Origin of the sequence: Haloarchaeobius caseinilyticus, from assembly GCF_051207395.1 — an archaeon.
Classification (GTDB): Archaea; Halobacteriota; Halobacteria; order Halobacteriales; family Natrialbaceae; genus Haloarchaeobius.
This window is the reverse complement of the sequence record NZ_JBPJZC010000001.1, coordinates 2,047,168-2,073,119: the sequence shown is the minus strand read 5'-3', so window position 1 is coordinate 2,073,119 and position 25,952 is coordinate 2,047,168. Positions and strand designations below refer to the sequence as shown.

Annotated in this window: 25 protein-coding genes; 16 read left to right on the top strand and 9 right to left on the bottom strand. The window is 65.2% G+C overall.

Annotated elements, in window-relative coordinates:
* Positions 1-73: 73 nt before the first annotated feature.
* A complete protein-coding gene (locus ACSC1P_RS10860) occupies positions 74-850 on the bottom strand; it encodes an alpha/beta fold hydrolase (protein ID WP_435360172.1) in 777 nt (258 codons plus the stop codon).
* Between the two features lie 298 nt (positions 851-1,148).
* Here ACSC1P_RS10860 and ACSC1P_RS10855 point away from each other — a divergent pair, with 298 nt between their 5' ends.
* The 8 genes from ACSC1P_RS10855 (at position 1,149) to ACSC1P_RS10820 (ending at position 11,392) form a co-directional block, all read left to right on the top strand.
* Positions 1,149-3,290 (top strand): S8 family serine peptidase, encoded by a 2,142-nt coding sequence (locus tag ACSC1P_RS10855; RefSeq protein WP_435360171.1) that lies wholly within the window; start codon positions 1,149-1,151, stop codon positions 3,288-3,290.
* A gap of 108 nt (positions 3,291-3,398) precedes the next feature.
* Entirely contained in the window at positions 3,399-7,418 is a 4,020-nt protein-coding gene (locus ACSC1P_RS10850; RefSeq protein ID WP_435360170.1) for an LAGLIDADG family homing endonuclease, read from the top strand.
* Positions 7,419-7,496: 78 nt separating this feature from the next.
* Positions 7,497-8,540 (top strand): hypothetical protein, encoded by a 1,044-nt coding sequence (locus tag ACSC1P_RS10845; RefSeq protein ID WP_435360169.1) that lies wholly within the window; start codon positions 7,497-7,499, stop codon positions 8,538-8,540.
* 63 nt (positions 8,541-8,603) lie between these two features.
* Positions 8,604-8,894: a DUF7854 family protein gene (locus tag ACSC1P_RS10840; protein ID WP_435360168.1), complete on the top strand. Its 291-nt coding sequence runs from the start codon at positions 8,604-8,606 to the stop codon at positions 8,892-8,894.
* Positions 8,895-8,945: 51 nt separating this feature from the next.
* Positions 8,946-9,284, top strand: coding sequence for a DUF7855 family protein (locus tag ACSC1P_RS10835; protein WP_435360167.1), 339 nt, complete (start codon positions 8,946-8,948; stop codon positions 9,282-9,284).
* Between the two features lie 2 nt (positions 9,285-9,286).
* The gene (locus ACSC1P_RS10830; RefSeq protein WP_435360166.1) at positions 9,287-10,138 is read left to right on the top strand and encodes a DUF7856 family protein; all 852 of its coding nucleotides are present in this window, start codon (positions 9,287-9,289) and stop codon (positions 10,136-10,138) included.
* Between the two features lie 25 nt (positions 10,139-10,163).
* Positions 10,164-10,709 carry a DUF7857 domain-containing protein gene (locus ACSC1P_RS10825; protein WP_435360165.1) on the top strand — a complete coding sequence of 182 codons (546 nt, stop codon included), beginning with the start codon at positions 10,164-10,166 and terminating at the stop codon, positions 10,707-10,709.
* Positions 10,706-11,392 carry a MinD/ParA family ATP-binding protein gene (locus tag ACSC1P_RS10820; protein WP_435360164.1) on the top strand — a complete coding sequence of 229 codons (687 nt, stop codon included), beginning with the start codon at positions 10,706-10,708 and terminating at the stop codon, positions 11,390-11,392. Before ACSC1P_RS10825 ends, ACSC1P_RS10820 begins: the two co-directional genes overlap by 4 nt.
* Here ACSC1P_RS10820 and ACSC1P_RS10815 read toward each other — a convergent pair.
* Positions 11,349-12,230 carry a transcription initiation factor IIB gene (locus tag ACSC1P_RS10815; protein ID WP_435360163.1) on the bottom strand — a complete coding sequence of 294 codons (882 nt, stop codon included), beginning with the start codon at positions 12,228-12,230 and terminating at the stop codon, positions 11,349-11,351. The genes ACSC1P_RS10820 and ACSC1P_RS10815 overlap by 44 nt on opposite strands.
* 169 nt (positions 12,231-12,399) lie before the next feature.
* Between ACSC1P_RS10815 and ACSC1P_RS10810 the strand changes: the two genes are divergently transcribed.
* The 3 genes from ACSC1P_RS10810 to ACSC1P_RS10800 all read left to right on the top strand — a co-directional run bounded on the left by ACSC1P_RS10810 (position 12,400) and on the right by ACSC1P_RS10800 (position 16,037).
* Entirely contained in the window at positions 12,400-12,915 is a 516-nt protein-coding gene (locus ACSC1P_RS10810; RefSeq protein WP_435360162.1) for a DUF7858 family protein, read from the top strand.
* A 55-nt stretch (positions 12,916-12,970) separates the two neighbouring features.
* Positions 12,971-14,578 (top strand): hypothetical protein, encoded by a 1,608-nt coding sequence (locus ACSC1P_RS10805; RefSeq protein WP_435360161.1) that lies wholly within the window; start codon positions 12,971-12,973, stop codon positions 14,576-14,578.
* Positions 14,579-14,786: 208 nt separating this feature from the next.
* A complete protein-coding gene (locus ACSC1P_RS10800; protein WP_435360160.1) occupies positions 14,787-16,037 on the top strand; it encodes a hypothetical protein in 1,251 nt (416 codons plus the stop codon).
* A gap of 26 nt (positions 16,038-16,063) precedes the next feature.
* Here ACSC1P_RS10800 and ACSC1P_RS10795 read toward each other — a convergent pair whose 3' ends face one another.
* Positions 16,064-16,453 (bottom strand): pyridoxamine 5'-phosphate oxidase family protein, encoded by a 390-nt coding sequence (locus ACSC1P_RS10795; RefSeq protein WP_435360159.1) that lies wholly within the window; start codon positions 16,451-16,453, stop codon positions 16,064-16,066.
* 136 nt (positions 16,454-16,589) lie between these two features.
* Here ACSC1P_RS10795 and ACSC1P_RS10790 point away from each other — a divergent pair, with 136 nt between their 5' ends.
* Positions 16,590-17,081: an SRPBCC family protein gene (locus ACSC1P_RS10790; protein WP_435360158.1), complete on the top strand. Its 492-nt coding sequence runs from the start codon at positions 16,590-16,592 to the stop codon at positions 17,079-17,081.
* A 24-nt stretch (positions 17,082-17,105) separates the two neighbouring features.
* Here ACSC1P_RS10790 and ACSC1P_RS10785 read toward each other — a convergent pair whose 3' ends face one another.
* The 4 genes from ACSC1P_RS10785 to ACSC1P_RS10770 all read right to left on the bottom strand — a co-directional run bounded on the left by ACSC1P_RS10785 (position 17,106) and on the right by ACSC1P_RS10770 (position 21,122).
* On the bottom strand, positions 17,106-17,606 hold the full coding sequence (locus tag ACSC1P_RS10785) for a hypothetical protein (protein WP_435360157.1): 501 nt from the start codon (positions 17,604-17,606) through the stop codon (positions 17,106-17,108).
* Between the two features lie 74 nt (positions 17,607-17,680).
* Positions 17,681-18,877: a M20 family metallopeptidase gene (locus ACSC1P_RS10780; protein ID WP_435360156.1), complete on the bottom strand. Its 1,197-nt coding sequence runs from the start codon at positions 18,875-18,877 to the stop codon at positions 17,681-17,683.
* Positions 18,870-20,324: an APC family permease gene (locus ACSC1P_RS10775; RefSeq protein ID WP_435360155.1), complete on the bottom strand. Its 1,455-nt coding sequence runs from the start codon at positions 20,322-20,324 to the stop codon at positions 18,870-18,872. The genes ACSC1P_RS10780 and ACSC1P_RS10775 overlap by 8 nt, the downstream gene beginning before the upstream one ends.
* 72 nt (positions 20,325-20,396) lie before the next feature.
* Complete coding sequence (locus ACSC1P_RS10770; RefSeq protein ID WP_435360154.1) at positions 20,397-21,122, bottom strand: helix-turn-helix domain-containing protein; 726 nt, start codon at positions 21,120-21,122, stop codon at positions 20,397-20,399.
* 138 nt (positions 21,123-21,260) lie between these two features.
* Here ACSC1P_RS10770 and ACSC1P_RS10765 point away from each other — a divergent pair, with 138 nt between their 5' ends.
* The gene (locus ACSC1P_RS10765) at positions 21,261-22,298 is read left to right on the top strand and encodes an N-acetyltransferase DgcN family protein (RefSeq protein ID WP_435360153.1); all 1,038 of its coding nucleotides are present in this window, start codon (positions 21,261-21,263) and stop codon (positions 22,296-22,298) included.
* Positions 22,295-23,356 (top strand): dipeptide epimerase, encoded by a 1,062-nt coding sequence (locus tag ACSC1P_RS10760; protein ID WP_435360152.1) that lies wholly within the window; start codon positions 22,295-22,297, stop codon positions 23,354-23,356. Before ACSC1P_RS10765 ends, ACSC1P_RS10760 begins: the two co-directional genes overlap by 4 nt.
* A 26-nt stretch (positions 23,357-23,382) precedes the next feature.
* On the opposite strand, the gene ACSC1P_RS10755 is transcribed toward ACSC1P_RS10760, so the two are convergent.
* Together ACSC1P_RS10755 and ACSC1P_RS10750 are read right to left on the bottom strand one after the other, a co-directional pair.
* Entirely contained in the window at positions 23,383-24,144 is a 762-nt protein-coding gene (locus ACSC1P_RS10755; RefSeq protein WP_435360151.1) for a ParA family protein, read from the bottom strand.
* A gap of 69 nt (positions 24,145-24,213) precedes the next feature.
* Positions 24,214-24,633 (bottom strand): HIT family protein, encoded by a 420-nt coding sequence (locus tag ACSC1P_RS10750; protein ID WP_435360150.1) that lies wholly within the window; start codon positions 24,631-24,633, stop codon positions 24,214-24,216.
* Positions 24,634-24,761: 128 nt separating this feature from the next.
* Here ACSC1P_RS10750 and ACSC1P_RS10745 point away from each other — a divergent pair, with 128 nt between their 5' ends.
* Positions 24,762-24,905, top strand: a complete 144-nt coding sequence (locus ACSC1P_RS10745) for a hypothetical protein (protein ID WP_435360149.1) — start codon at positions 24,762-24,764, stop codon at positions 24,903-24,905.
* Positions 24,906-24,972: 67 nt separating this feature from the next.
* Positions 24,973-25,806 (top strand): amidohydrolase family protein, encoded by an 834-nt coding sequence (locus ACSC1P_RS10740; protein ID WP_435360148.1) that lies wholly within the window; start codon positions 24,973-24,975, stop codon positions 25,804-25,806.
* The last annotated feature ends 146 nt before the right edge of the window (positions 25,807-25,952 follow it).

Below are 25,952 nucleotides of genomic sequence, written 5' to 3'. Positions count from 1 at the left end.
TAGCGAGCAACCGAGGTCCCACTTTTGCGGAAGAAGCGAGCAACCGTAGTCTCACTTCTGAGCGAACGCGCAGTCAGCCCGGACAGTTCACGGCTTCCTCTTCACCACACAGCCACTCGACGACCGCGTCGACGAACTGGTCGTGTGCGTCTGCAGTCGAAATCATCCCCGTCGAGTCGCCCGACTGGCCGCCATAGTTCCCGAACTGCGAGTGGTTCATCCCCTCGATACTGACGAACTGGGCGTCTGCGGGCAGGTTCGAGCGACTGTCCTCGAATCGCTCGCGGTTCAACACACCGTCTCTGGTGCCGGTCACGGCCAGCACGGCGAGGCCTGACGCCGAAACGTTCGAGTCGCAGTACGAGGCACCGAGGACGAGGCCGTCGACGTTTTCAGGGTTGTTCGCGGCGTAGCGACACGCCATCGCGCCGCCGAGCGAGTGGCCGCCGACGTACCAGTCCGTGACCGTCTCGTCGCTGCGAATCACGTCGCTCGCTTTCCCCTGACCGAGGACCGCGAGATTGAGCGGCATCTTCGGGACGTAGACGACCACGTCGTGGTCGGCGGCCAGCGCCGCCAGTGGTTCGACGTAGGCGTTCGGCGCGACCCGGCCGCCGGGGTAGTAGACGAGACCGACCGTCTCGGGGTCGGCATCCGTGTCGCGGATGACGTAGCCACCGTGTGCCCGTTCGACCGTCACGTCGTAGTCGGCTTCGACCGTCGAGACTGGCTCCGCCGCGTCGTACGCGAGCAGGTCGAAGTAGACGTAGGCACCGCCCGCAGCGAGCAACAGGAGCGAGACGACCGCGAGGACGATGTACGGGGCGTAGCGACGGAGACGGGCACGCATCAGTTCGGACTCGGCCCGCCCCGACCTTGTAGCTTCGTACTGACCAGTCGGGGATTACGGCGACGACGGTGAGTCCGGCTCTGTGACCACGTTACGGGTCGAGAATGCTCATAACGGCCGGTGGCTTTCGCACCAATGAGAGGACTCTCCTCGTCGACCGGGGGGTGACGAGGAGGCCACCACAGGGGGAACCAATGACACGAGCATACGGGGGGAACGACGAACCGCCGGCGACGACAGGGAGCGACACAGCGACGACAACGTCACGGCAGTGGAGTGAGCGATGAGCCGAGGTGTGATGCGGCGACGAGGGACGACGGGACGCCGAGGGACGACGGCACATCGGGGCCTCGCAGTCGCCCTAGCACTCGTCGTCGTTCTGGCGACGGTCGCCGGCACCGCGACCGGTGCCGGCCACGCCAGTGCTGACCACGGAATCGCCGACCGGATGCAAGTCATCGTGGTGTTCGAAGACGACAGCGTCCGCTCCATCGAGCCAGTGCTGGCACTCGGTGGGCAGATTACCGGCGGCGACTCGGTCGACCTGCTCCCCGTCGTGTACGCGAACGTCCCGATTCAGGCAATCGCCGGACTGGAGCGGAATCCACACGTCGCTGCCGTCTATCCGGACGCGATAGCGACGGTCGGGCCGGTGACGGCCCAAGAGGGACAGACGACGCCGTGGGGTATCGGACAAGTGAACGCACAGGCGGTCGCGGCGACAGGCCTAACTCCGGCTGACCAGTCACGTGTGCAGGTCGCGGTCATCGACACCGGCATCGACTGGGACCACGAAGACCTCCGGAACAACGTCGTCGACTGGGGTGTCGACGCGACGAGCAACACCGAGGACTGCTGGTGGGTGTTCTGCTGGCCGGCCGAGACACTCAGCTACGGCCGGAACGCAGCGAACGACGACAGCGGCCACGGAACCCACGTCGCCGGGACGATCGCCGGTGAAGACAACGGTCTCGGTGTCGTCGGCGTCGCGCCGCACGTGCAGCTCTACTCGATAAAAGTACTCGATAGCTCGGGGAGTGGCACGTACTCTGCCATCATCACCGGGATGGACGAGGCCGTCAAAGGTCCGGACGGCGTCATCGGCACCGACGACGACGCGGACGTGCTCTCGATGAGCCTGAGCGGGCCGACTCCCGGGGGCCTCTGTGACGCGGTCGACCGCGCCACCGCTGCGGGTGCAGTCGTCGTCGCAGCCGCCGGGAACGTCGGTGACGGCGACGCGACGACAGACGACGTTCGCTACCCGGCGAAGTGTGCCGACGCCATCGCCGTCGCAGCGACCAACGACGAAGACACCACCCCGACGTGGAGCAGTGAGGGGCCGGCTGTAGACATCGCTGGTCCGGGCGTCAGCGTCTACTCGACCGACCGCGACGACGACTACTCGTGGAAGAGCGGCACGTCGATGGCCACCCCGCACGTCTCCGCGACGGCGGCGCTCGTCCTCGCACAGGACCTGCAAGACGGGTACCGTGACCTCTCGCCTGCAGACGTCCGTGCCCGACTGGTCGAGACGGCACGCGACATCGGCGCCGCGGGCGTCGACCCCGACACCGGTTACGGCCTCGTGCAGGTCGACCGGGCACTCGGTGTCGAGACACAAACCGGGGCCGCCGTCGGCGAGACCGGCAGCGTCACCGTCTTACAGTCGACCCGCGACCAGTGGCACACGGTCGTCCTCGACCACTCGTACGCGACCCCCGTCGTCGTGATGGACCCGCCGAGCTACAACGGGAATCACGCGCTGCACGTCCGAGTCAGAAACGTCCAGTCCGACCGCTTCGAGTTCCGATTCGAGGAGTGGCTCGTCGCCGACGGCAGCCACACGAGCGAGACCGCCTCGTACCTCGTGGTCGAATCGGGCGTCCACACGCTCGTCGACGGCCGGACGCTCGAAGCTGGGACCGTCTCGGTCGACGAGGGCGACGACTTCGTCGCCTTCAGCGCCGCCTTCGGGGCGGCACCAGTCGTGCTGACCCAGACCCAGACGGTCGCCGATTTGGACCCGGTCGTAACCCGTGTGAAGAACGTCGATGCTGGTGGGTTCAGCGTCAAATTGCAGGAAGAAGAGTCCCGTGGCGGCCACGCAACCGAGACAGTCGGCTACGTCGCTCTCGCGACTGGAAACAGCCACCTCGACGGCACAGGTGTACTGGTCGGGAAAACCGGGAACACCGTGACTCACGAGTGGCACCACATCGACTTCGGCGACTCCCTCGGCGCGACGCCCGTCTTCCTCGCCGCACAGCAGACGACCGACGGCGGTGACACTGCCGGCCTCCGGTACCGGAACTTCGGCGGCTCCGGTGTCGACGTGAAGGTCGAGGAAGGGAAGAGCGCCGACAGCGAAGTCCGTCACACCACCGAAGTCGTCGGCTACGCCGTCTTCGAACGCGCCGGGATCATCGTCGGGTACTGAACCGTCGGCCGCGACTGCTGTAGAACTCCCTCATCGGCCGCCGCCCGTCACTCACTTTCGGCCCGCTTTGCCAACCTTCATAGGTGGAGACACCCCTAGTCGGTTCCAATGGCCGCAGGGGACAACGCCGAACTCGTCGACGCGTTTCTCGAATTCTACCGCGACTACTACCGCGACGAGATCGGGACGCTGGCACAGAACTACCCCAACGAGCAGCGCTCGCTCTTCGTCGACTGGGAAGAACTCTTCCAGTTCGACCGTGACCTCGCCGAAGACTACCGGAACCAACCCGAACAGCTACAGGAGTACGCACAGGAAGCCCTCCGCCTGTACGACCTCCCAATCGACGTGAGCCTCGGGCAGGCCCACGTCCGCATCGACCCCCTCCCCGACTCGACCGAAATCCGTGAGATTCGCTCGAAAGACGTCGGCACCCTCATCACGGTCCGCGGTATCGTCCGCAAGGCGACCGACGTGAAATCGAAGATGGAAGTCGCCGCCTTCGAGTGCCAGCGCTGTGGCACCCTCACCCGCATCCCACAGTCCACCGGGAATTTCCAGGAACCTCACGAGTGCCAGGGCTGTGAACGACAGGGCCCGTTCGTCCTCAACCACGACCAGTCCGAGTTCGTCGACGCACAGAAACTCCGCGTGCAGGAATCACCCGAAGGCCTCCGTGGCGGCGAGACACCACAAGCGCTCGACATCCAAATCGAGGACGACATCACGGGCGAAGTCACCCCCGGCGACCACGTCGCCGCCACCGGCATCCTCCGCCTCGAACAACAGGGCAACCAGCAGGAGAAGTCGCCCATCTTCGACCACTTCATGGAGGGCATCTCCGTCCACGTCGACGACGAGCAGTTCGAGGACATGGAGATAACCGAAGAGGACAAACAGGAAATCGTCGCCCTCTCGAACGAACCCGACATCTACGAGCAGATGGTCGGCTCCATCGCCCCGTCCATCTTCGGCTACGACCAGGAGAAACTCGCGATGATGTTGCAACTGTTCTCCGGCGTCACGAAACACCTCCCCGACGGGTCACGGATTCGTGGCGACCTGCACATGTTGCTGATAGGGGACCCTGGTACGGGTAAGTCCCAGATGCTAGGATATATACAGAATATTGCACCACGGTCGGTGTACACGTCTGGGAAAGGTAGCTCCAGTGCAGGGTTGACTGCTGCAGCTGTGAGGGATGACTTCGGCGACGGGCAGCAGTGGACGCTCGAGGCAGGCGCATTGGTGCTTGCAGACCAAGGAATTGCGGCAGTGGACGAACTCGACAAGATGCGTTGTGTCACCGGAGAGAGTATAGTCCACCTCGGAGACGGACGAATTTCACGAATCAGAGACCTCGCGCACGAATTGGCAAAAGAAGGAGAGATAGAAGGATTAGACAATGGAAGAACGATTCGTGGAGGCGACCTCGAAGCATGGACGATGGACGAGGATGGCTCGCTCGTTCGTCGCCCGATTACGGCGATTCACGAGTACGAGGCCCCAGACGAATTAACCGAGGTAACACTTGAGACCGGAGAGCAGTTGACAGCGACTGCAGACCATCCGTTCTTCGTCTCAGAGGATGGGGAGCGTGTCGAACGTCCCGCCGCTGAACTCGAAGCAGGTGACTGGACGTACGTGCCGCGTGAGATTCCATCGCAGTTCACCGACGGTGGGACCATGACAGCCGAGTCGGCTTCTCCCATCCCTGAAAATTCGATTACCCCTGCTCTCGGTGCTGTACTCGGCTATCTCGCCGGTGACGGGAACCTCTACTACGACCGGGACGCGGGTGTGTATGGAATCCGGTTCACGAACGCTGAAGAAGAGCTTCTCTCCGACTTTGAGCAAGTCTGTGAAGGTGCATTCGACGCGACACCAATTCGTCCTCCGAGCGAGCAGCGCGATGACGGTGTCCAAACGGTTCGATTACCGGGTAAAAGCCACGCCGACTACGTAATCAACGCCGGGATGAATCTGGAAACGTACGACGGAAAGCGCCTTCCCGAATCCGTGAGCGAAGCATCTCGGGAGACGAAGGCTGCGTTTGTCCGTGCGCTCGCCGACAGTGAAGCGTCGGTCGGCGAACGCCACGTCCGTATCCACTCCGCGAGTTACGAACTCCTCATGGGAGTGAAACACCTCCTTCTGGAGTTCGGAGTCACGTGCCAGCTAGAAAAACGTGAGAGCTCTGCAAGGGATAGACTCGACCTACACGTCCTGACGATTACCGACGCGACTTCTCTGACTCGGTTCCACGACAGAATCGGATTCACACTGGCCAGAAAACAGGAGTCCTTACAGGCTGCTGTCGCACGGGTATCTGGCGACCGGACGATTCTAGACGTTATACCGAACTGTGGTTCTGTGCTTAAGGACGCTCGAACGTCACTCAGGCTGTATCAGTCTGAGTGCGGAATCGACGACGCGACGTACTGCAACTTCGAAAACGAAGATGCAAACATCTCGATTCGACTTGCCCGGACGGTCCTTCGGAGGTTCGAGACGAGACGGGTCACTGCGAATCAAGACCTCGGTGAAGTAACGGACGCTAAGTGGAGTGATCTCGACCTGCTCAAGAGTCGCTACCACATATCACAGACAGAACTCGCAGAAGGAACAGCGTTCTCCCAACAACAGATTTCGTCGAAGTGGGGCGACAGCAAGTCTCTAAAAAAGACAGTAAGGAACCGGCTTACGGACATCATCACATCCGTCGCAGAGACCGACCTTGACACCTTCAGCAGTCTCGTCCGAGCAAACGTGAAGTGGCGACGTGTTGCGTCCGTCGACAGCGTTTCAGCGACAGGTGAAGACGATAGAGTAACGCTTCTCAGAGAAGACATCGCCGAGAGACTCAACTGTTCAAGAGAGGAAGCAATCGAGCAAGCAAAACAGATACTCTCGACTGATCCCGGTGAAGCAACAGACTGGGAAACCCTGCGAACGGAATTAGACCGCTACGGTATCTCGTTCCAGACCATCGCTTCTGACCTCGACGTCGCTGGGTCTACAGTCTCACGCTGGTTCAGCGAAACAGTCCAGACTGACAGGTTCGATGAGGTCAGGGAGAGAAGTATTTCGAGAACCGAATCGATTCGAACGGAACTTAGAGAGAAACTGGAGGAGATTGAGGCGCGTCAGGGTGCAAAAGTCTACGACCTTACCGTCGAAGGCACCCACAACTTCGTCGCCAACGGGATGGTCGTTCACAACTCCGAAGACCGCTCCGCCATGCACGAGGCCCTCGAACAGCAGAAAATCTCCGTCTCCAAGGCGGGCATCAACGCAACGCTGAAGTCGCGCTGTTCGCTGCTCGGTGCGGCGAACCCGAAGTACGGTCGCTTCGACCAGTACGAACCCATCGGCGAGCAGATAGAGCTTGAGCCGGCGCTCATCTCGCGGTTCGACCTCATCTTCACGGTGACGGACAACCCGAACCCGGACAAGGACCGCGACCTCGCAGAGCACATCATCAACACGAACTACGCAGGTGAGTTGCACACGCAGCAGACGAACATGACGAACCACGACGTCGACCCCGCGGAGGTCGAGCGGATGACCGAGAAGGTCGACCCGGACATCGACCCGGACCTGGTTCGGAAGTACATCGCGTACTCGAAGCAGCACTGTTACCCGCGGATGACCGAAGAAGCACGGGAGGCCATCCGCGATTTCTACGTCGACCTGCGCTCGAAGGGGCAGGACGAGGACGCGCCGGTGCCGGTGACGGCCCGGAAGTTGGAGGCGCTGGTTCGGCTGTCGGAGGCGTCGGCGCGGATGCGGCTGTCGGATACGGTCGAGGCGGAGGACGCAGACCGCGTCATCACCATCGTTCGGGAGTGTCTGCAGAACATCGGCGTCGACCCGGAGACGGGCGAGTTCGACGCGGACGTCATCGAGACGGGCACGTCGAAGAGCCAGCGTGACCGCATCAAGAACCTGAAACAGCTCATCGGTGACATCGAGGAGGACTACGACGACGGTGCGCCAGTCGACGTCGTGATGGAGCGGGCCGACGAAATCGGCATGGACCACTCGAAGGCCGAACACGAGATAGAGAAGCTGAAGCAGAAGGGCGAGGTGTACGAACCGCGCACCGACCACCTGCGGACGACGTAGAACAGCCACGGAACCGGCGGCATCGGGCGGACGAACACCATTTTGCGGGATGCAGGCGAAGGACGACCAACACGAAATATGGACTATCCACGAACGTCGAAGCGGGACATCGTCGACGGCGAGTACATCGACATGGTGTGTCGAGTCTGCGGCGTGAACCGGTTCGACAACGGCGACGAGAAGTACGTGCTGGAGGATTGGCTGGGCAAGGAGTTCGACCTGAAAATCTGGGCGCAAGAGACCGACTACTACGACATCGAGACGGACGCATACTACCTGTTCGAGCGGGCAGAGGGTGACGTGTTTCGTGGAGAGACGATGCTGGGGTCGAACCGGGGTGCGATGGAGGCGGAACGACTCGACGAGCCACCGGAATTCTTCGGGAACGAGGAGGCGGCCGCCGGCACCGACTGGCTGGGGACCGGCGGCATCGTCGCGGTGGACATCGAGACGGTTTCGACCGAACCCGAGGAGCGCATCGACCTCGACGACTCCTCGCACGTCGAGTTGCTCTGTATCGGGGTCGGCTACGCGCCGCAAGAGGACGTTCCTGGCGAGGTCGAAGTGCTGTTCCGAGAGGGAAGCAGTCGAGACGACGAGGCGGCGCTGCTCGACCGCTTCTGTACCTTCGTGGAGTCGCGCGACCCGTCGACGCTCGTGCTGTACTGGGGCGACTTCGACACGAGGCACCTACGGGGTCGTGCCGTGCTTGCCAGTGACGATTTGGCGCTCTCAAAGCGGGTTAACCGAATTTTCGACGATATCGACGTGGTGAACCTCACGCCGTCTGGCAGTCTGGAGGACAACGCGGACGTGCCGGAGACGCACTGGGACTGCTACACTCACTCGCTGCATCCGCCGGACTGGCGGGCCGAGCATCCGCGCTACCGCGGCGACGTGGCCGACCCAGTCGTGACGAACAAGGACGTGCCGTACTTCGGCGAGCGATACCTGCGCCTGTGCGACGACACCGACGAAGCCAGCGACGACGAAGCCAGCGACGACGGCGGCGACCGCGGCGAGACTGACGACCGCGAACGTCGCGCACTGCACGAACTCCTTCGCCACTACACGGCGACGGACATCCAGCCGCTGTTCGAGTTGCTGGCGGCGGAGTCGTAGCATGCGGTCGTCGAACCAGAAGGGCGAAGGTGCCGACCCGCGCACTCTGCACCGACGAACCTGATGGACCGGATTTCAGCGATACGGAACGTCGAAGAAGTCCTCGGCGCGTTCGAGCGCGGCGAGGTCGGCCTCGCAAGCATGGAGCAGCAGGTACAGGCCATCATTCGCACCTACGTCAGCGAGTTCGACGTGGCAGACCTCGCGGTGTATCGTGTCAGCGACAGTCTGGAGGAAGAGGATGCACGAAGCGTCGTCGTCGTCGCCGCCGGCCCGACCGAAGCGCGTGAGCGCGCCAGAGAACTGTGGACCGACGCGCCACAGCAACTGTCGGCCGAACGTCTCTCGGAGTGAGTTCGACGCGGGACCGAACACTTTTTTACACATATCTAAGAACACAATTTTGTGTTCCTCGTCATCACGTACTCGAAGGCGGCGCGCCAGACCCTTCGAAACGTCTGTACCACCCACGAGGAGACGGTCGTCCGGCGATTGGGGCGTGCAGCACTGTTCGAACGGACGGAGTTCGGTGCCTTTTGTGTACTCAGACTGCGCGAGAAGTACGGCGACGCGGTACAGGTCGAACGAACCGAGCCGCTGAACGAGTTCGAGTCGGCGTACGAGCGGGCACGGGCAGCAGCGGAGGCGTACGAAGCCCGTGAGTCTCCCTACACACCGTACGAGAAATTCTCGACCGGTACTGAACACCCGTCCGTGGCGACGATGCGAGACCGAGAGCTGTGAGTATGGAGCGACCCGCACCACCAGTCCGAATCGTCGGCGAGACGTGGGAGCGGGCCGGCCGAGCACTCGATTTGCGAGACACTGGCGTGGACGCGATGGCGGTCCTTCGGGCCGTTCGCGGCGAGTCGGTAGCCGGACTCTCTGTGGACTGTCCCGAACCGGGGCCGGTCCACGACCACGTCGGCCTCGTCGAACCCGGAATGTCGTTCGAGTCGACGCAAGCACTCGCCGCCGTCGCCAGGTGTCGTGGGGTCGAACCGCCGCAGGCGGCCGAACTCGCCCGACTCGACGCGCTCATCGACGAGAGTGCGACACCGCTCGTCGACCACGCCGCCGCCCGCGAGCGCGTGGCCACGGTCGGCGCGAGGGAAGACGAACTGACCGAGCGAGTCGCGGCGTTACAGGGCGAGGTGCAGGCCCGACGAGAGCTGGACGCCGACACCGAAGCCGTCGAAGCCGAGCGAGAGGCTGCACTCCGTGAACTCACCGACGTACAGACGGACCGAATCGCCGCTGAGCAGACGCTGACGCAGGCGAGGAAGGCGGCGAGAGACGGCTGGGACGCCCAGCAGCGTCGGCTTCGACTGGTCGACCGACGCGACAATCTGGCCCGGGCGGCCGACGCGTGGCTGGCGGCGCAGGTGGCCGACGAGTTCGAAGCGGCGATGGCGACACTGCCGAACTGGGCGACTGAGGCGTGCAGACAGGGCACGACGACTCCCGACCCGGTGACGCAGGCGCTCGCCCTGGTCAGCATCGCGTCGCTGCGCGCGCCAGTCGTGCTGACGTGCAACCGCTTCGACTCGGCCGAGACGGCTGCCACCGTCCTCGACGCGCCCGTCGTCACGGTTTAAACCCGAGTAGGCGGCAAGCGTGGCCATGGTCGAACTGGACGTTAGAACCGAGAGACGTGACTGCGTGACGTTCGTCGCGGCGACGCTCACGAACGATGGCACACGGCCACGGCGAGTGACGCTCGAAAGCGGGCTGGACCCCGTGTGGCCGCCCCGCCGACAGGGTGTTCCGGAGGCGGGCTGGGACGGGGTACAGGTGACAGTGACGGTGCCAGCGATGGGGAGCCGTGGCGTCGGCTTCGCCAGTCCGGAAGCGGTCTCAGACTCGGAGGATTCGGTCGTAGGAGTCGTCGACGAGACGCCGCTGTCGGCGGCTACAGACGACACGCCGGCGACGACGGACTACACCGCCGAAGGGCTGGTCCGGACACTCGGCGACCCGACGCCGCCGGGAGACGTCGTTCCGAGCAGTGGGGCAACTGCTGTGCAGCGACCGAAGCCGCCACGTGCTGTCACGGCGTGGCTCGACGGGCTCTCGAACTGTGAGACCGTGACCGACCGGGACCGGGCGAACGTTCGGCTGGTCGCCGACCGGACCGCAGCACTGTCGGCGGCACTGGAGGAGCGATGAAACTCGCCGTGACCGGTGGGAAAGGCGGCGTCGGAAAGTCGACCGTCGCGTACAACCTCGGGGCTGAGACCGGCGCAGTCGTCGTCGACGGCGACCTCGGGATGGCGGACCTTCCCTCGGCCCACGGGCCGGACCTCCACGACGTGCTTGCCGGTCGGGCAGACTCAATCGAGGCGGTCCGCGAAGACGGCCCAGTCAAACTGTTGCCCTGCGGTCGCTCGCTCGCTGGGGCGCGGGCTGCCGACGTAACCGAACTGGTCGAGACCGTGACGGCGGTCGAACGGGCGTACGGCGACGTCATCGTCGACTGCCCGGCCGGGATGGCCGCCGACGCGGGCATTCCGCTGCTCGTCGCGGACCGGTCCGTGCTTGTGGCGCGCCCGGACGCCTTCGCACTGCCCGACGCACTCAGAACACGGGCACTCGCTCGTGAACTCGACGCTGGGCTGGCTGCGGTCGTGTTGAATCGGACCGGGGCTGACCCGCCGACCGCCGCCGTCGAGCGAGCGCTCGGCGCGCCAGTAACCACGATTCCGGAGTCAGACCACGTCGCGCGGGCGGGCCGTGCTGGCCGGCCGGTGCGGGACGTCGAACCAGAGTCGACGGCTGCCGAGTCGTTCCGCCGACTCGCGCGGACGGTTACTCCTCGTCGACGACCGCGTAATACGCCGACCGGACGGTGACGGTCGACACGTCCGCCACGTCCGCTGCTGCCTGCTGTGTGAGTGAGACGCGTTTCTCCTGCTTCGCCGCGGCGTAGAGACAGCCGGCCGCGAAGCCGCTCGGATTCCGGCCTGAAGCAACTCCGTCCTCGACTGCCTCGGTGGACAGTTCGCGCGCCCGGCGTTCGACCGACTGCGGCAAGTCGAGGACGCTGGCGTAGCGCGCGAGGTACTCCGTCGGGTCGATGGGCCCGGTCGGCAGGCCGAGGTCGCGGTTGAGTGCGCTGTAGGCCGCCCGAAGTTCGCCGTCGTCCGACCGGGCGTCCGCGACGACCTCTTCGACCGTCCGCGAGATGCCGTTCACGCGACAGACCGCGTACACCGTCGCGGCGGCGAATCCTTCCAACGAACGCCCCCGCAACAGGTCCTCGTCCTGCGCCGACTCGAACAGTGCACACGCCTGCTCGCGGATGGGGCGTGGCAGCGAGAGCGCGCCGACCAGTCGGCGGATTTCGGTGAACGCGTACACCCGGTTTCGGTCGGTCTTGGTGGCGATTCTCGCCCGGTTGTGCTGCGTCCGAAGTCTGGAGACGAGTCGTCGCTTCCGGCCCGTCAGCCGGACACCGTTCCCGTCGCGGTAGCCGATTTCGGTCGAGAGTCCGCGGTCGTGTCGCGACCGAGTCAATGGTGCACCGGTTCGCTTGCCCTCGGCGACGCCCTCGCTGAACGAGCGCCACTCCGGCCCGCGGTCCAGTCGGTCGGTGCCGACGACGAGGCCGCACTCGCCACAGATGGTCTCGTCGCGGTCGGTCGTGAGGTGGCCGTCGCATTCGGGGCAGGACTGCTGTGCTTTGCTCATACTTGCACCTTCGCGGCGAACGGATATTTAAACGAGTGAGAAAACCGCGGAAATTACCCGACTCGGCGACGGTGAACCAACCGGTTACCGGTAGGTTCGCGTCGGGAGGGACCGGGAGAACGGCGTCCGAACCGACCCTTTTTATTTCATACGCCCCGAACAGGTACGTATGGGGTTGGCCGACATCGCGGACGGACTCTGTGTGACGACCGAGCAGCGCGACCGCGGCGTGGCGACCGTCGACGAGTCGGCCGCGAGGCTGGTCGACCGACTCGACCCGTATGCTGAGGCGCTCCCGTGCGAGGCGGCGGAAGCGGCAGAAGTGGTCGACGCATACGCCGGTGGCGCGGCCATCGACGCGGCGGGCCACGAGGCCGGGGTCGCACCGATGGTCGCTGCGAAAGTGTTGCACCTGCTCGGTCTCGACGGCGTGTCGCCGCTGTCGCCGCAGGGTCGCCGAATCGTCCGTGACTGGCTGACGGCAGACCTCTCGCGGGCAGACGCCCGGACACTGACCGGCGCGAGCGAGGCCGACTTCGTGCTGGCCGCGTTCGTGGAGTCCCACGACCCGATTTCGGGTGCCGACGACGTAGTGACCGACGCGCTGTCGCGCTCGGGCAACGCCGCCGTCCACAAACGCGACGCACTCGCGGAGACGATGAGCGGCGCGGACGACTTCTGGTGACGGCGTACCAAACTATACATAATCAGATATAGTCTGTTGGCGTACACTATTCGCCATGCGCGCCCTCCTGACACTCCGCCGGAGCGTCCGCATCGCCAGCGTCGACCGGGTACGACGCTCGCGGAAGAACGGCCCGTCGTCGACGCTGCGACCGGCCGCTCTGGTCGCGGTGATGCTCGCCGCCGTCGTCGCAGTACACGGTGTCGAACCAGCCGTTGGCGACGGACTGTTCGCGGGCATCGCTGCGGGGTCGGTCGGTCTCTGCTGGCACGCCGCTCGACAGACCACCAGCCTGCTGGCACGGTTACAGACTGACCTGCTCCTGACGGCGGTGACGACGCGTGACATCGTCCTCGGCATGGCGCTCGTCGTCGCCGCAGAACTCGTCGTTCTGCTCGTCGTGCCGGCCGTCGGCGTCGCAGTCGGACTCGTAGTTCACGGGCAACCGAGCACGACACTCCTCACGATTCCACTCTCCGTCGTCGGACTCGTCGGACTGGTAACGATGGCCGGTGTGACGGTCGGATTCGCCGTCGCCCTCGGCGTATGGTCGTGGCGAAGACGCGCGAATCGACGTACTCGACGGGTAGTCACCGGGATGGCCGTCCTCTGTCTCGTCGTCGGGGTGCCGGTTCTCGGCGTGGGCGGGTGGTCCGTCTCTCGCTTGGTCGGGTGGGTCGACGCGCACGCGCTCCCGACTGCGTGGTTCGTCGACGCGGCGCTGCTGGGCACATCGGTCGTGCACGCGACGCCGAGTCGAACGCTCGCCGCGGTCTGCCTCGTCGGCGGTGGCATCCCGGTACTGTTCGCCGCGGCGCTCGCGTTGGCATCGCGAACGTGGAACGCTCCTCTCGACGACCGTGGGTCGGTCGAGAGCGCGTCAGCGTTCGGAGGCACCGGCCTCGCCGTGTGGCTATTCGGTGACCGCGTCACACGGCCGACCCTCACGGTGGCACGCCGACGCTGGGTACAGGAACGCCGCGCACCGCAGGGGCTGCTGACTGCAGGCTACATCCTGCTCGTCCTTCCCATCGTCTTCATGCCTCTTCTCGACACGGGAACCATGCCGGTGGTGTTCGTCGTCGTGTTGGCCTGGCTGCTCGCTGCTGGAACCGGCATCGCGTTCGGTCTGCAAGCGTTCACCGTCGACTATTCGACGCTTTCACTGACGCTCACCTCGGTTCGTGCCGAGCAGTTCGTCCGGGGAATCGTCCTCGCCGGTGTCGCGGTCGGTGCGCCGGTGACGGTCGCTGTGACTGCTGCCACGGGCTTGACGACTGCTGCGAGTGTGGTCGAGGTCGTGGTCCTCGCTGCACTCGGGTTGCCCCTCTGCATCTGTGGGTCCACACTCGGTGCCGCTCTCGGGACGCGGATCCCCTACGACGAGTTCTGGCCGGTCCCGATGCCCGGTGTCTCGAAGACCGTGTACTCTGAGATGGGGGTGCGCTCGTTCCTGCGGCTCGCGGCCCTCCCAGTCCTGCTCGGCCTCGTCTGTCTGCCGGCGCTCGTCGCCACGCCGACCGTCGTCGCCGAGTCGCTCGGCGTCCCGGTCGCAGTCGTCCGACTCGTGGGACTCTGTTCGACAGCTGCGTTGGCCGCCGCGGTTTCGAAGGCGGCCTTCCACCGGGCGGTGTTGACGTTCGAGCGGTACGAAATCGACTGACCGACGGCTCTACTGGGTCGCTCATTTCGACCGGGCAACAATTAGTCTCCGGCCTTTTCACGCTGCAACTGGAATCTGCCTCTATCGCGACCGACACGGACCGAAATTCGCCGACGACCCGGTCCGACTGCGCCACGCCGAACGAACGTCTCTTCCGCACGGTCGAAGACCGACCCGACAGCAAACGACGCGTCGACAGAGGGACACAATGCCGATAGACCACGGTTCGACCGACTTCGTCGCCTTCGTTCGCCGATACGTCAAGACGTGGGTCCACGGACTCGCGACAGCAGCGATGACCGCGTTCGGGACGCTGACGGTCGTCCACCGTGGCTTCGCCATCGTCGCGCTCGCCAGCTACCTGCTCCCGCTCGTCGGCTACTACTTCCTGACTCGGACGGAGAGCGGTCGCGCAGGTGAGACAGCGGACACGACACTGGAGGACACAGCAGCCGAACCGACGGCAGACGACGGAGACGATGCAGACGGTACAAACGACGGACCAGACGACCGAGAAGCGACCAGTATAGAAACCGACTGGCGACCGGTCGACCTCCCGACGGATGCCGACCTGACCGACGTGGTCGTCACCGAGGGAACTGCCTACGTGGTCGGCGACGACGGCGTCCTCCTCGCGGGGACGCACAACGACGCCGCCGAGTCGGGCGATGGAGACGGACCGGTTCTCGACTGGGAACCCGTCCTGACCGATGGCCCGACGGCACGAAGCCACGACCTCACAGCCGTCGATGCGACGGCCGACGGCGAGGCGGTCTGGGTCGCTGGAGACGGCGGGGCGCTCGGCCGTATCGACATCGAATCCGGCCAGCACGTCGACTGGTCCGCCCCGCAGGGCCGAACGGACACGTGGACCGACGTGGCCGTCGGCGGTGCTGCCGGTGACGCGACGCTCGTGCTCACGACCGGCTCGGGCGAACTCCTCCGCGGCCGATACCGGGACGGCGACTGCCGGTGGAAGGACCCGGTCAAACCCGGCAGCGGGTCGAGTATCGCTAGTGTCTCACTCTGTGACGCGGCCGACTCACCGTCGACGGACGCCGGGTTCTGCTGCGATACGAACGACGGCGTCTTCTCGCTCGGGTCGGCGACCGCCGATATCGAACGAGTCGGCATCGACGCGGACGGCACGCCGACCGATCTCGCCACTGTCGCTCCCACCGCCTGCCTCGTCGCAACCAGTGATGGCGTCGTCCACCGGTACGACGACGGCCGCTGGACGCCAACGCGCGTGACCGACGAGCGACTGTCTTCGGTCGCTTCGGCTGGCGAAACGACACTCGCAGTCGCAGACGAGACCGTCTTCTCCCGCTCGGAGACCGGGAGTTGGGAAGCCGATTCGGTCGTCGGTGCGAGTGGACTCCGAAGCGCTGGACTCGACGACGGACTGGCTATCGTCGTCGGGGGTGGTGGAATGGGAATCGCACGGCTGCTCGGGTGAACGCAGTCGGGCCACGGCGACGCCACTCAGTACGTCCGCAGACTCGCGGACCCGACTACGATGCGGACGAGCGTGTTCTCGTCCCACGCGTCGTCGGGCGCGCCGTACTTCTGATTGATTCGTGCGTTCGCGTCGCTGGTCGCATCGGGGTCGTCGACGACGCTCGCAGTGCCTCGGAGCGTGACAGTCCACTCCGGTACGCCAGCTCGTTCCGAACTGACCGCGAGCGATACCCGCGGATTCGCCCGGAGGTTCGCCAGTTTTCGCCCGGTCGTGACGATTTCGACCACGCCGTCGGCGTAGTAGAACCAGACTGGCGCGACGTGCGGGCGGTCGTCGGTCGCCGTCGCGAGGTATGCGATCCGGGGTGGGTCGCTCGTCAGCCGCTGTTCGATGTCGGATGAGACGGTGGACACGTGTCTGCCTAGGCGCTGCGTCGAGATGAGGTATAGTCGAAGTGATGGGTGGCGCGCACACGTGAGGAGTGTCGGTCGCTCACCTCGACGATACGACTATTGTCGTCGAAACCCTCTAGAAATCGTTGATTCGCAGATGAAGGCTACAGCCACCGTCACCGTCGACCGACCGGTAGCGGACGTGTTCGAATACATCTCGAACGTCGAACGAATGAGCGAGTGGGTCGTCGGCGTCGGCGAGACGACGCGCGTCGCCGGCGACGGCACCGGTGTCGGCGACCGCTACGAGAGCGAGTACACCTACGGCGGCAAGACCCACGACATGACGTTCGAGGTGACCGAGTACGAGTCGCCGACGCGACTCGGCATCACGGCACCAGAAGGGCCGTTTGCCTTCGACGGCTTGCTCGAACTGGAGGCGGTCGACGGGAAGACCCACGTTTCGAACACCATCGAGACGGGTGCAGACGGTCGGTTCACGAAGTTCATGTTCACCGTGTTCCGCCCGGTGATGCGCTACATGATGCGCCGCCAACTTCGGAAAGAGCTCGTCGAACTCAAATCGATCCTCGAAGGTGACGGCGACCAGCGACCGCCGGAGCGGGCAGTCGGCGCGGCGACCGAGTGACCTGGGACTGGTCGACCGTTGGGGTCAGTCCTCGCGCAGCACTTTCGACCGGACGAACGTCGTGATAGCGCCGACGTCAAGGTCCCCGGGTTCACTCTCGAAGTCGACCGATGAGACGGTGTGGAACGTCCCGCCGAGCAGGAAGTAGAGTTGAAACCGAAATTGACGCTCCTCGGCCCGGAAGGGGACTCGACTCGAACTGCTCGACTGTTCCACGTCGTGGCCGAACGACCCCATCTCCCGGTACGGGAGCAGCCACGAACTGCCGGAGTCGTCGACGGCCGTGAGCGCGCGCTCGCCGACGGTGCAGACGCCACGCTCACAGAAGTAGTACTTCACGCCGGTCGCTTCGATGCGGTCTTCGGCAGTGTCCGGTTCGAAATCGACGCGTCGGCCAGCGCCACCGCCGACGGTGAGGGCGAGGTGTCGAATCGGGAAACAGTGGTGTGTCGACGAATCGTCGACGTAGCGGGAGACGTCGGGATACCCCTCGACGTCGCCACGAAGCTTCTCACGAACGCTCATTAATTAGACCATTGACACGAAGCGGAGAAAACCGTACTGGTTGGTGCGCGGACACCGAAGCGGGGTGAAAGCCCCTAACAGAGGAGGTTTTCGGCGGCGACGACCAGCATGTCCGCGACCTCGACGACCTCGTCCGTGTAGACGAACTCGCCCGCGCTGTGGATATTCTCGCCGTCGGGACCCACGATGACGGTAGGCAGGTCGGCCCGGTCGCCGAGGTAGTTGAAGTCACCGACGCTGGCGAAGTAGCCGAGTGCGGGTTCTTCGCCCGTCACGTCGCGCGAGGCCTGCTGGAGCGCGCCGACGAGCGGGTGGTCTTCGTCGGTGACGTACGGGCCGTACTTGATGCCCGGGTCGGGCGCTTCGCGGAAGTTCACGTCGACCTCGCTGTCGAGTTCGAGCGCGTCGATGGCGTCTCTCGCGTCGGTTCGCACGTCTTCCTCGGTCTCGCCCAAGACGACGTGGCGGTCGACCATGAGGTGGGCCCGTTCCGGCACGGAGAGGGTCTGGCTGCCGCCGTCGAGCAGGAGCGGACAGGTGGAGCCGTCGCCCAGCTTCTCGTGCGAGCCCACGTCGAGGTTGTCCAGCGCGTCGGCGACCTTCCCGGCGTCGACCACGGCGTTGGTGCCCTTGTACGGCTGTGAGCCGTGGGCCGCCTGTCCGCGAACCGTGATGTCGTACAGGTAGCGACCGCGGGCACCGAGCAGGAGCGCGGGGTTCGAGAGGTCTTCCTGTGCGAGGATTGGCCCGGGTTCGGTGACCACGGCCATGTCCACGTCGTCGGTGTAGCCGTCGCGGATGAGACGGTCGGTGCCGAGGCCGTACGGGCCTTCCTCGTCGACGACGGCCGTGAGGAGTACGTCGCCTGTGAGGTCATACTCGGCCAGTTCGGCGAACGCGACCATGACCGACGCGAGGCCACCCTTCATGTCGCACGACCCCTGTCCGTACAGTTTGCCGTCCTCGATGCGGCCGGAGCAGGGGTCTTCCTCCCAGTCCTCGACGAGTTTCACCGTGTCCATGTGGGCGTTCAAGAGTAGTGTGGGCGCGTCGGGGTCGCTGCCCTCCAGCCGGGCGACGACGTTGTCACCCTCGTACTCGGTGATGTCCGGTTCGGAGACGTGGTGGTACTCCGGGTCGAGACCACGTTCGTCGAGCCACTCGTAGACGAACTCGGCGCACTCGTGTTCCTCGAAGTAGGGACTGGGAATCTGGACGAGATTTTGGAGCAGGTCGATGGTCTCGTCCGGGTCGACGTGGGTTTCAGTCATCGCTCATCCCTCCGACGTTCGGGTCGTGCTCCTGTGAGGAGACGCCGGGAAGCGTGTCGAGGATGGCCGATACGTCGGTGTTGCGCTGCTCACCGAGTCGCCAGAAGATGGCAAAGATGACGAGACCGACAATCATCCACGGGATGTAGATGGTCAGCGTCGGGATGGGCGCGAACGACGAGAGGTCGAAGGGGTTGATGCCGAGCAGTCCAGTCCAGTTGGCCGCTTGCGTCACCAGCGCGCCCGCACCGAGCGCCCCGACGAGGGCCGAGACGTACATCCCCGCACCGAGGTCGAAGCCCGCTTTCTCTGCGAGACTGGACTTCGTGTAGAGGACGTACAGCACCGTCAACGAGACGGTGGCGTACGCGATGAGGTAGCTGAACGTCGCGATGGCGATGGCGCGGTCCAGGCCGCCGCTCCAGAACGTCAGCGCGGCGGCGACGACGTACAGCGTGAGCAGTGAGAAGTGCGGCGTGCCGAACCGGTCGCTGGTCGCGACGAACTGCGGCGGGAACACCTCGTCCCACGCCCACGAGTACGGCATCTTGATGCCCGCGGCCATCACGGCGTGGACGCTCGACGCGGTGGCGAGCAGGCCACCGAAGGCGACGACGGCGGTGCCGGTGTCACCGAGGAACACTTCGGCCGCGTCGGCCAGTGGCTTTTCCGAGTTAGCGAGAACGGTGTAGTCGCCGACGACGCCGTAGATGACGGCGGCGGTCCAGACGTACAGCAGGACGAGGATTGCGGTCCCGCCGGCCATCGCGAGCGGGAGGTTCCGTGACGGGTTCTTCACCTCCGCACCCATCTGGCCCGCGACGGCGATGCCGATGTAGGCGTAGAACAGCGGGACGGCGGCGGCGAAGAAGCCGTCGAATCCGCCGGTGAAAAAGGGCCGGTAGTTCGCCGTGTCGACGTTGGCCGTGCCCGGAACGACCAGCACGAGCAAGGAGAGCATCAAGACCCCGAAGATGATGTTCTGGGAGACGCTGTAGCCCTTCGAGCCGACGAGGTTGACGAAGAAGAGGACGGTCAACAAGGCGAAGCCAGCGAGCGCGGCGTCGACGCCCGGATAGAACACCTGAAGATAGGTTCCGAATCCCAGCGCCAACACGGCGTCGGCGGCCATGTAGCCCAGCCACTTCGACCACGTCACGATGAACCCCGGTAACCGGCTCTCGAACGTCCGGGAGATGTACGCGTACGACCCGGCTGCACCCGGGAAGATGGTCGCCATCCACGAGTAGTTGACCGCGATGGCCATGGCGAGGAGGCCCGAGAGGACGACGACGAGGATGACGCTCGGTCCGGTCGTCTTCGACGCGGTTCCCAGTGTGACGAACAGTCCAGCACCGAGCGTACCCGCGACGACGGTACTCATCGCACCGAACAACCCGATGTCACGAGAGAGGCTATTGGCCTCTCTGCCCTGTGAGGATGACATGTGTACTCATGGGTCAATATCCTGCATAGCACCGCCCCCTAGGATGAAAGGGGGTCGGGCTATCGCCGCCGACTACGCACCGAGTAGTTTCGCCTCGGCCTTGCGCAAGTGTTCGAGAAGTGTCGCCTTCGAGATGCCCAGTTCCTCGGCGAGGTCGCCCGCACTGACTTCACGCGGCCAGCTGTAGTAGCCCATCGTCCGGGCGAGTTCGTACACTTCACGCTGGCGCTCGGAGAGGTCGGTCGTCTGGAAGATGCCGGTGCCCGACGACGGAGCGGTGATGAGTTCGACCCGAATGTCGGCTCCGAGCTCCGCGCGAATCTCTTCGAGTCGTTCGTGGACGGTTCCACGCGATTCGTTGACGAGGACGGTCCAGTACTCGCGACCGCCGACCATCCGGACCGACTCGTCGGGGATGAACCCGCGCTTGACGAGCGCGTCGTTGATGCTGTTCTCGATGTCGTACTCGACGACGATACCGCGACTCGCGTTCCCCTCGATGAGGTCTGCCTGCGTCGCATGGTCGTCGGTCTCCCAGACCGAGTCGGTCAGCGGCGACGCGTCGATGGCCGCGATGAGTTCGTCTACGTCTTCGGTCGTCTCGCCGTAGGCCGTGAATCGGCCAGTCGCTCGCCCGTCGATGGTGTGGACGCCGTGACCGAGCAGGCCGCCGTCGGTCTCCTCGGTCACTTCCAGTGTCCAGCAGTTTGGATGCCAGATGTCGAGCGTAACCCGCACCCCGGTTGCGGTGTCGTCGGCCGGACGCGACCCCGTCACGTTGTCCCCGTGCGTACCCATGTGAACTTGTGACGTGCCCGGACACCAAAAACGTGTTCGGTCCGGCCATCGGGACGATTCTGTCGATTCAGTGGCTGTGCCGCCGCCCCTTCTATGAGAGGGAGGGGGAATTTGCGCCACGATACGTGACGCTAGAGCATGAACCTACGACGCTCGTTCGACCCACCCGTCCCCGCAGTCGTGCTCGCCGAGGGCGAGTTCGGCACGCCCCACGGCAAGACGGCGAACGGAGTCGTGCTCCACGGTGAACTGTTCGACGCGCGAGCGGTCGTCGACTCGACTCGCGCAGGAACCACCGCACGTGACGTGCTCGACCGCGACGACGCACCCGACGTGCCCGTCGTCGCCTCCGTCAAAGACGCGATGAAGGAAGCCCCCGAGTGCGAGGCACTCGTCATCGGCGTCGCTCCGGCAGGTGGCGAACTCCCCGAGGCGTGGGAGAGCGAGATTCGCGACGCGATGTACGCCGGTTGCGACGTAGTCTCCGGCCTCCACACGTTCCTGAGCGAGGACTCCGAGTGGACCGCCGTCGCCGAAGAGTGCGGCGTCGACCTGTACGACGTGCGAAAGCCGCCCGCGGACGACGAACTCCGCGTCGGTGACGGCCGCGTCGACGACGTGGACGCCGAGGTGGTCCTCACGATGGGGACCGACTGCGCGGTCGGCAAGCGAACGACCACGTTCGAACTCTACAAAGCCGCCCGCGATGCTGGCATCGACGCTGGCTGGGTCGCCACGGGCCAGACCGGCCAGATGGTCGGCGCACACCGCGGCGTGGTCGTCGACCGCGTCCCCGCCGACTTCACCGCGGGCGTCGTCGAGGACATGGTCTGTGACGTGGCCGAAGCGCACGACGTCGTCTTCGTCGAAGGACAGGCCGCGCTCTCGCACCGTGCGTACTCCGGCGTCACCATGGGCCTGCTCCACGGCGCGTGGCCAGACGCCGTCGTCGTCGTGGACGAACCGGACCGTGAGAGCCGAGAGGACTTCGAGCGGTTCTCCGTCCCGAGCGTCAAAAGCGAGGCCGCACTCATCGAGTCGGTCTGTGACGCGACGGTCGCAGCCGTCTCGACGTGGGGCGACCCCGACGAGGTCGAGTATCCCTACCCCGCCGCGAACGTCTACACCGAAACCGGCCCGCAGATACTGCTCGAACAGGTGCAGGAGGTGCTGTGATGCGTATCGAGCGTGTCTCGGTCGACCCGCTCGATTTGCCCCTGCGGGAACCGTTCGAGATTTCGCTCGGCACGCAACACGCCGCCGAGAGCGTCGTCGTCCGCGTCGAGACCGAAAACGGCGTCGTCGGCGTCGGTGACTGTAACCCGGACCCGCCCGTGACTGGCGAGACCCGCGAGGCAGCACTGGCGACCGCGGAGGCCGCCGCCGACCTCGTGGAAGGTGAGTCAGTCGCCAACTACCGCGAACTCGTCGCCGAGGTCAGAAACACGTTCCCGGGAATGGTTTCTGCGACGTTCGCCGTCGAGACGGCCATCCTCGACGCCTACTGCCGCGAGCGCGGAATCCCGCTCTCGGAACTGTTCGGGGGCGCGCCGCAGACGGTCGAGACCGACCTGACTATCGGTATCTGCCCGACGAACGAAGCCCGAATGCGGGCGGCTCGCGCCACGAACGAGGGCTTCGACCAGTTGAAGGTGAAAGTCGGGACTGACGCGGAACGCGACGCCGAGCGTGTCACCGCCGTCGCCGAAGGTGCACCCGATGCCGCCATCGCCGTCGACGCGAACCAGGGCTGGACGCCGAAGGAGACCGAACGATTCGTCGACACAGTCGAAGAACAGGGTGTCTCGCTCGAACTGGTCGAACAGCCCGTTCCGGCCGACGACGTACGCGGCCTCGCGGCTGCCCGCGAACGGCTCGCTGTGCCGGTCGCCGCCGACGAGAGCCTGTTCACCCCGAGCGACGCGGTTCGACTGGTTCGCGCCGAGGCCGCCGACGTGTTCAACATCAAACTCGGCAAGTCCGGACTGCTCGGCGCGGCCGACATCGCCAGCGTCGCCCGGGCCGCGAACGTCGACCTGATGGTCGGCTGTATGCTCGAAAGCGCGGTCGGCATCCGCACCAGTGCCCACGTCGTCGCCGGTATCGGCGGCTTCTCGCACGTCGATTTGGACGGGAACCAATTGCTCGACGAAGACGTGATTCCACTCTCTCGTGGGCCAGAGATTCAGGTCGCCGGACCAGGCCACGGCGTCGACCCCGATGCGGTTCGGTGACCGATTCCGAGAAGAATTTTCCTTCCTCAGAACCGCGACGAGAGCCGCCCTCGGAGTCCACCACGCGGGAACTCGATGTCCAGTTGCGTGTTGAACACGGCTTCTGCGCTGGTGGCGACGACCTGCGCGAACTCGTCGCTCGCGCCGTCGACACAGACTGGTGCGCCAGCGACACCCGTCACCTCGTGTTCGGGAATCGTGACCGCGGCGTCTGTGACCGGGTGCTCCTCGCCGGTCTTCGCCCGGTTCGCGATGACGCGATGCGGGTCGACCCCGATGTCGGTGAGTCGGTCGCGGGTCCGCTGGAGGGAGTCCGCGCCGCGTTTCGACGGCGGCGTCACGAGGGCGACGTGGTCGGCCGCGTTCACCGCGGCGATGGAGGGGTTGTCCGCGATGGGCGGCGTGTCGACGAGCACGTGGTCGTACACCTCGGTCGCCTGCCGGATGACTTCGCCGAAGCGGTCGGCGGCCGCGCCGGACTTCGCCCGGGCGAGGCGTTCGAACGGGGCGTAGGCGGGACAGACGGCCACATCGGCGGGCGTGTCGAGACCGAGGTCGATCATCGCGTCCCGGGGCTGGACCGACTCGTCGGTGAGCAGTCGCGTCACGTCGATGTCGATGCGGCCGTGGACGTACTGGCTGAGTCCCTGCGTGGCGAATGCAGCGTCGAACACGGCGACGGAGCGACCGTCACGCGCCAGCGTCGCGGCGAGTTCGACGGTGAGCCGTGTCGCGCCCGCGCCGCCGGTGACGCCGACGATGGCGGCGGACTGGTCCTCTTGCAACATGCAAATTACTGTGTCGACATCTGTTAAAAAATGTGCGGTCGGCGGGCAGTGGTCGAGCGACGGGTCGGCTCAGTACTGCTTGATTCGTTCTGCGACCGCGTCGAGTTGGTCGTCTTCCATCTCGCCAGGCCCGCCGAACAGCGCGTGGATCGGCCCGTTCCCGTCGCCCTCGAAACGCGGCACGATGTGGCAGTGGACGTGCGGGACTTCCTGCCCGGCGGCTTCACCGTTGTTGAACGCGACCGTCGAGCCGTCGGCGTCGACCGCGTCCTCGACGGCTGGCGTGAGCTCGTGGACCGCCGCAAACAGGCTCGTGGCCACGTCTGCGGGCAGGTCTTCGATGGTCTCGTGGTGGCCCTTCGGGATGACCAGCGTGTGCCCCTCGGCGAGCGGGTTCACGTCGAGGAACGCGAACACGTCGTCGTCCTCGTACACCGTGCGACTCGGGATCTCCCCGGCGACGATCTTGCAGAAGATACAGTCGTCCATGTTCGGGGGGACTCGCGGCCGGCGTATCAAGGTTTCCCGGTCGGTCGTCCCTGCACTTGCAAGGACTCAGCCCTTGTCGACGGCGACCCCACTCTTTCGAGAGAGCAGTGTTTGAGAGCCAAAACGCAGTGCCGACGAGAGACGACGGAGAGTACCTCTGCCACCGAGAGTGCAAGGACGGGAGCGCGTGCCTGCGAACCGTCCCGTTCGGCGGGAACGCGTGCTACCAGCATCGTGGGCACCCACTCCTCTCGACGACAGAGGAGAACTGACCGACTCGCGGCCGATTTTTCGCCCCACAGGGGAAGGATGATAGTCGCAGACGGCGCAGTCACGAGTATGTCCTTCGCCCCCGCCACCGACGCCCACGTCCACCTCATGCCGGAGCGCCTGATGGCCGCCATCAGAGACGCGCTGGAGCGTGACCTCGGTTGGGTGTGCGACCACCCGACCGAGCGGACCGCGATGGAGTCCGTCCTCCGGCAGGCTGGCGTCGACCGCTACCTGGCTCTCCCGTACGCCCACGATGCCGACATGGCTGCCCGACTCAACGACTGGGTGTTAGAGGAGGCGAACCGCTCCGAGATGGCGGTTCCCTTCGCCACGGTCCACCCCGAAGACGACGTTCGCGGCGTCGTTCGAGACGCCCTGAACGGCGGCGCACGCGGGCTGAAACTCCAGTGTCCGGTGCAGGACGCCGCCCCGAACGACCCGCGACTCGACCCCGCGTTCGAACTCTGCGCGGAGTACGACCGGCCGGTCCTCTTCCACGCCGGAACCGCCCCGAACTTCCAGGATTCGGACGCCGTCGGACTGGACAAGTTCCGCGAGTTCGTCGCTTCCTACCCCGACGTGCGCGTCTGCTGTGCCCACATGGGCGTCGACGACGTGCGCGGCTTCGTCGACGAGGCACTGCTAGAAGACCAGGTGTTCCTCGACACGGCGGTCGCGATGTCCGCCGACGCGCCCGACCTGTTCGACTTCGACCCCGAGAGCGTCGACGACGTCGTGTTCGAAGACCTCGCCGGGTCGGTCATGTTCGGCTCCGACTACCCGAACGTGCCCTACGAGTACGAGCGAGAGCGGGCACACCTGTTGTCGCGGGAGCTTTCTGAGGAAGCGGTGGACGGGCTGTTTCGTGGTGCGGCGTCGCGGTTTTTGGGAGAAGAGTAGTCGTCAGTATCGGGTTCAGTGTCGCAGTATCGGGGGCTTCGTGGTGAGTATTTGTTGCTGTCGTCGTCTTTCGTTCTGCCGAGCAGTTCACGAATCACGACTCTGGCGGTGCTGTGAGTGATGGTTCAGCCGAGTAAGGCACGAAT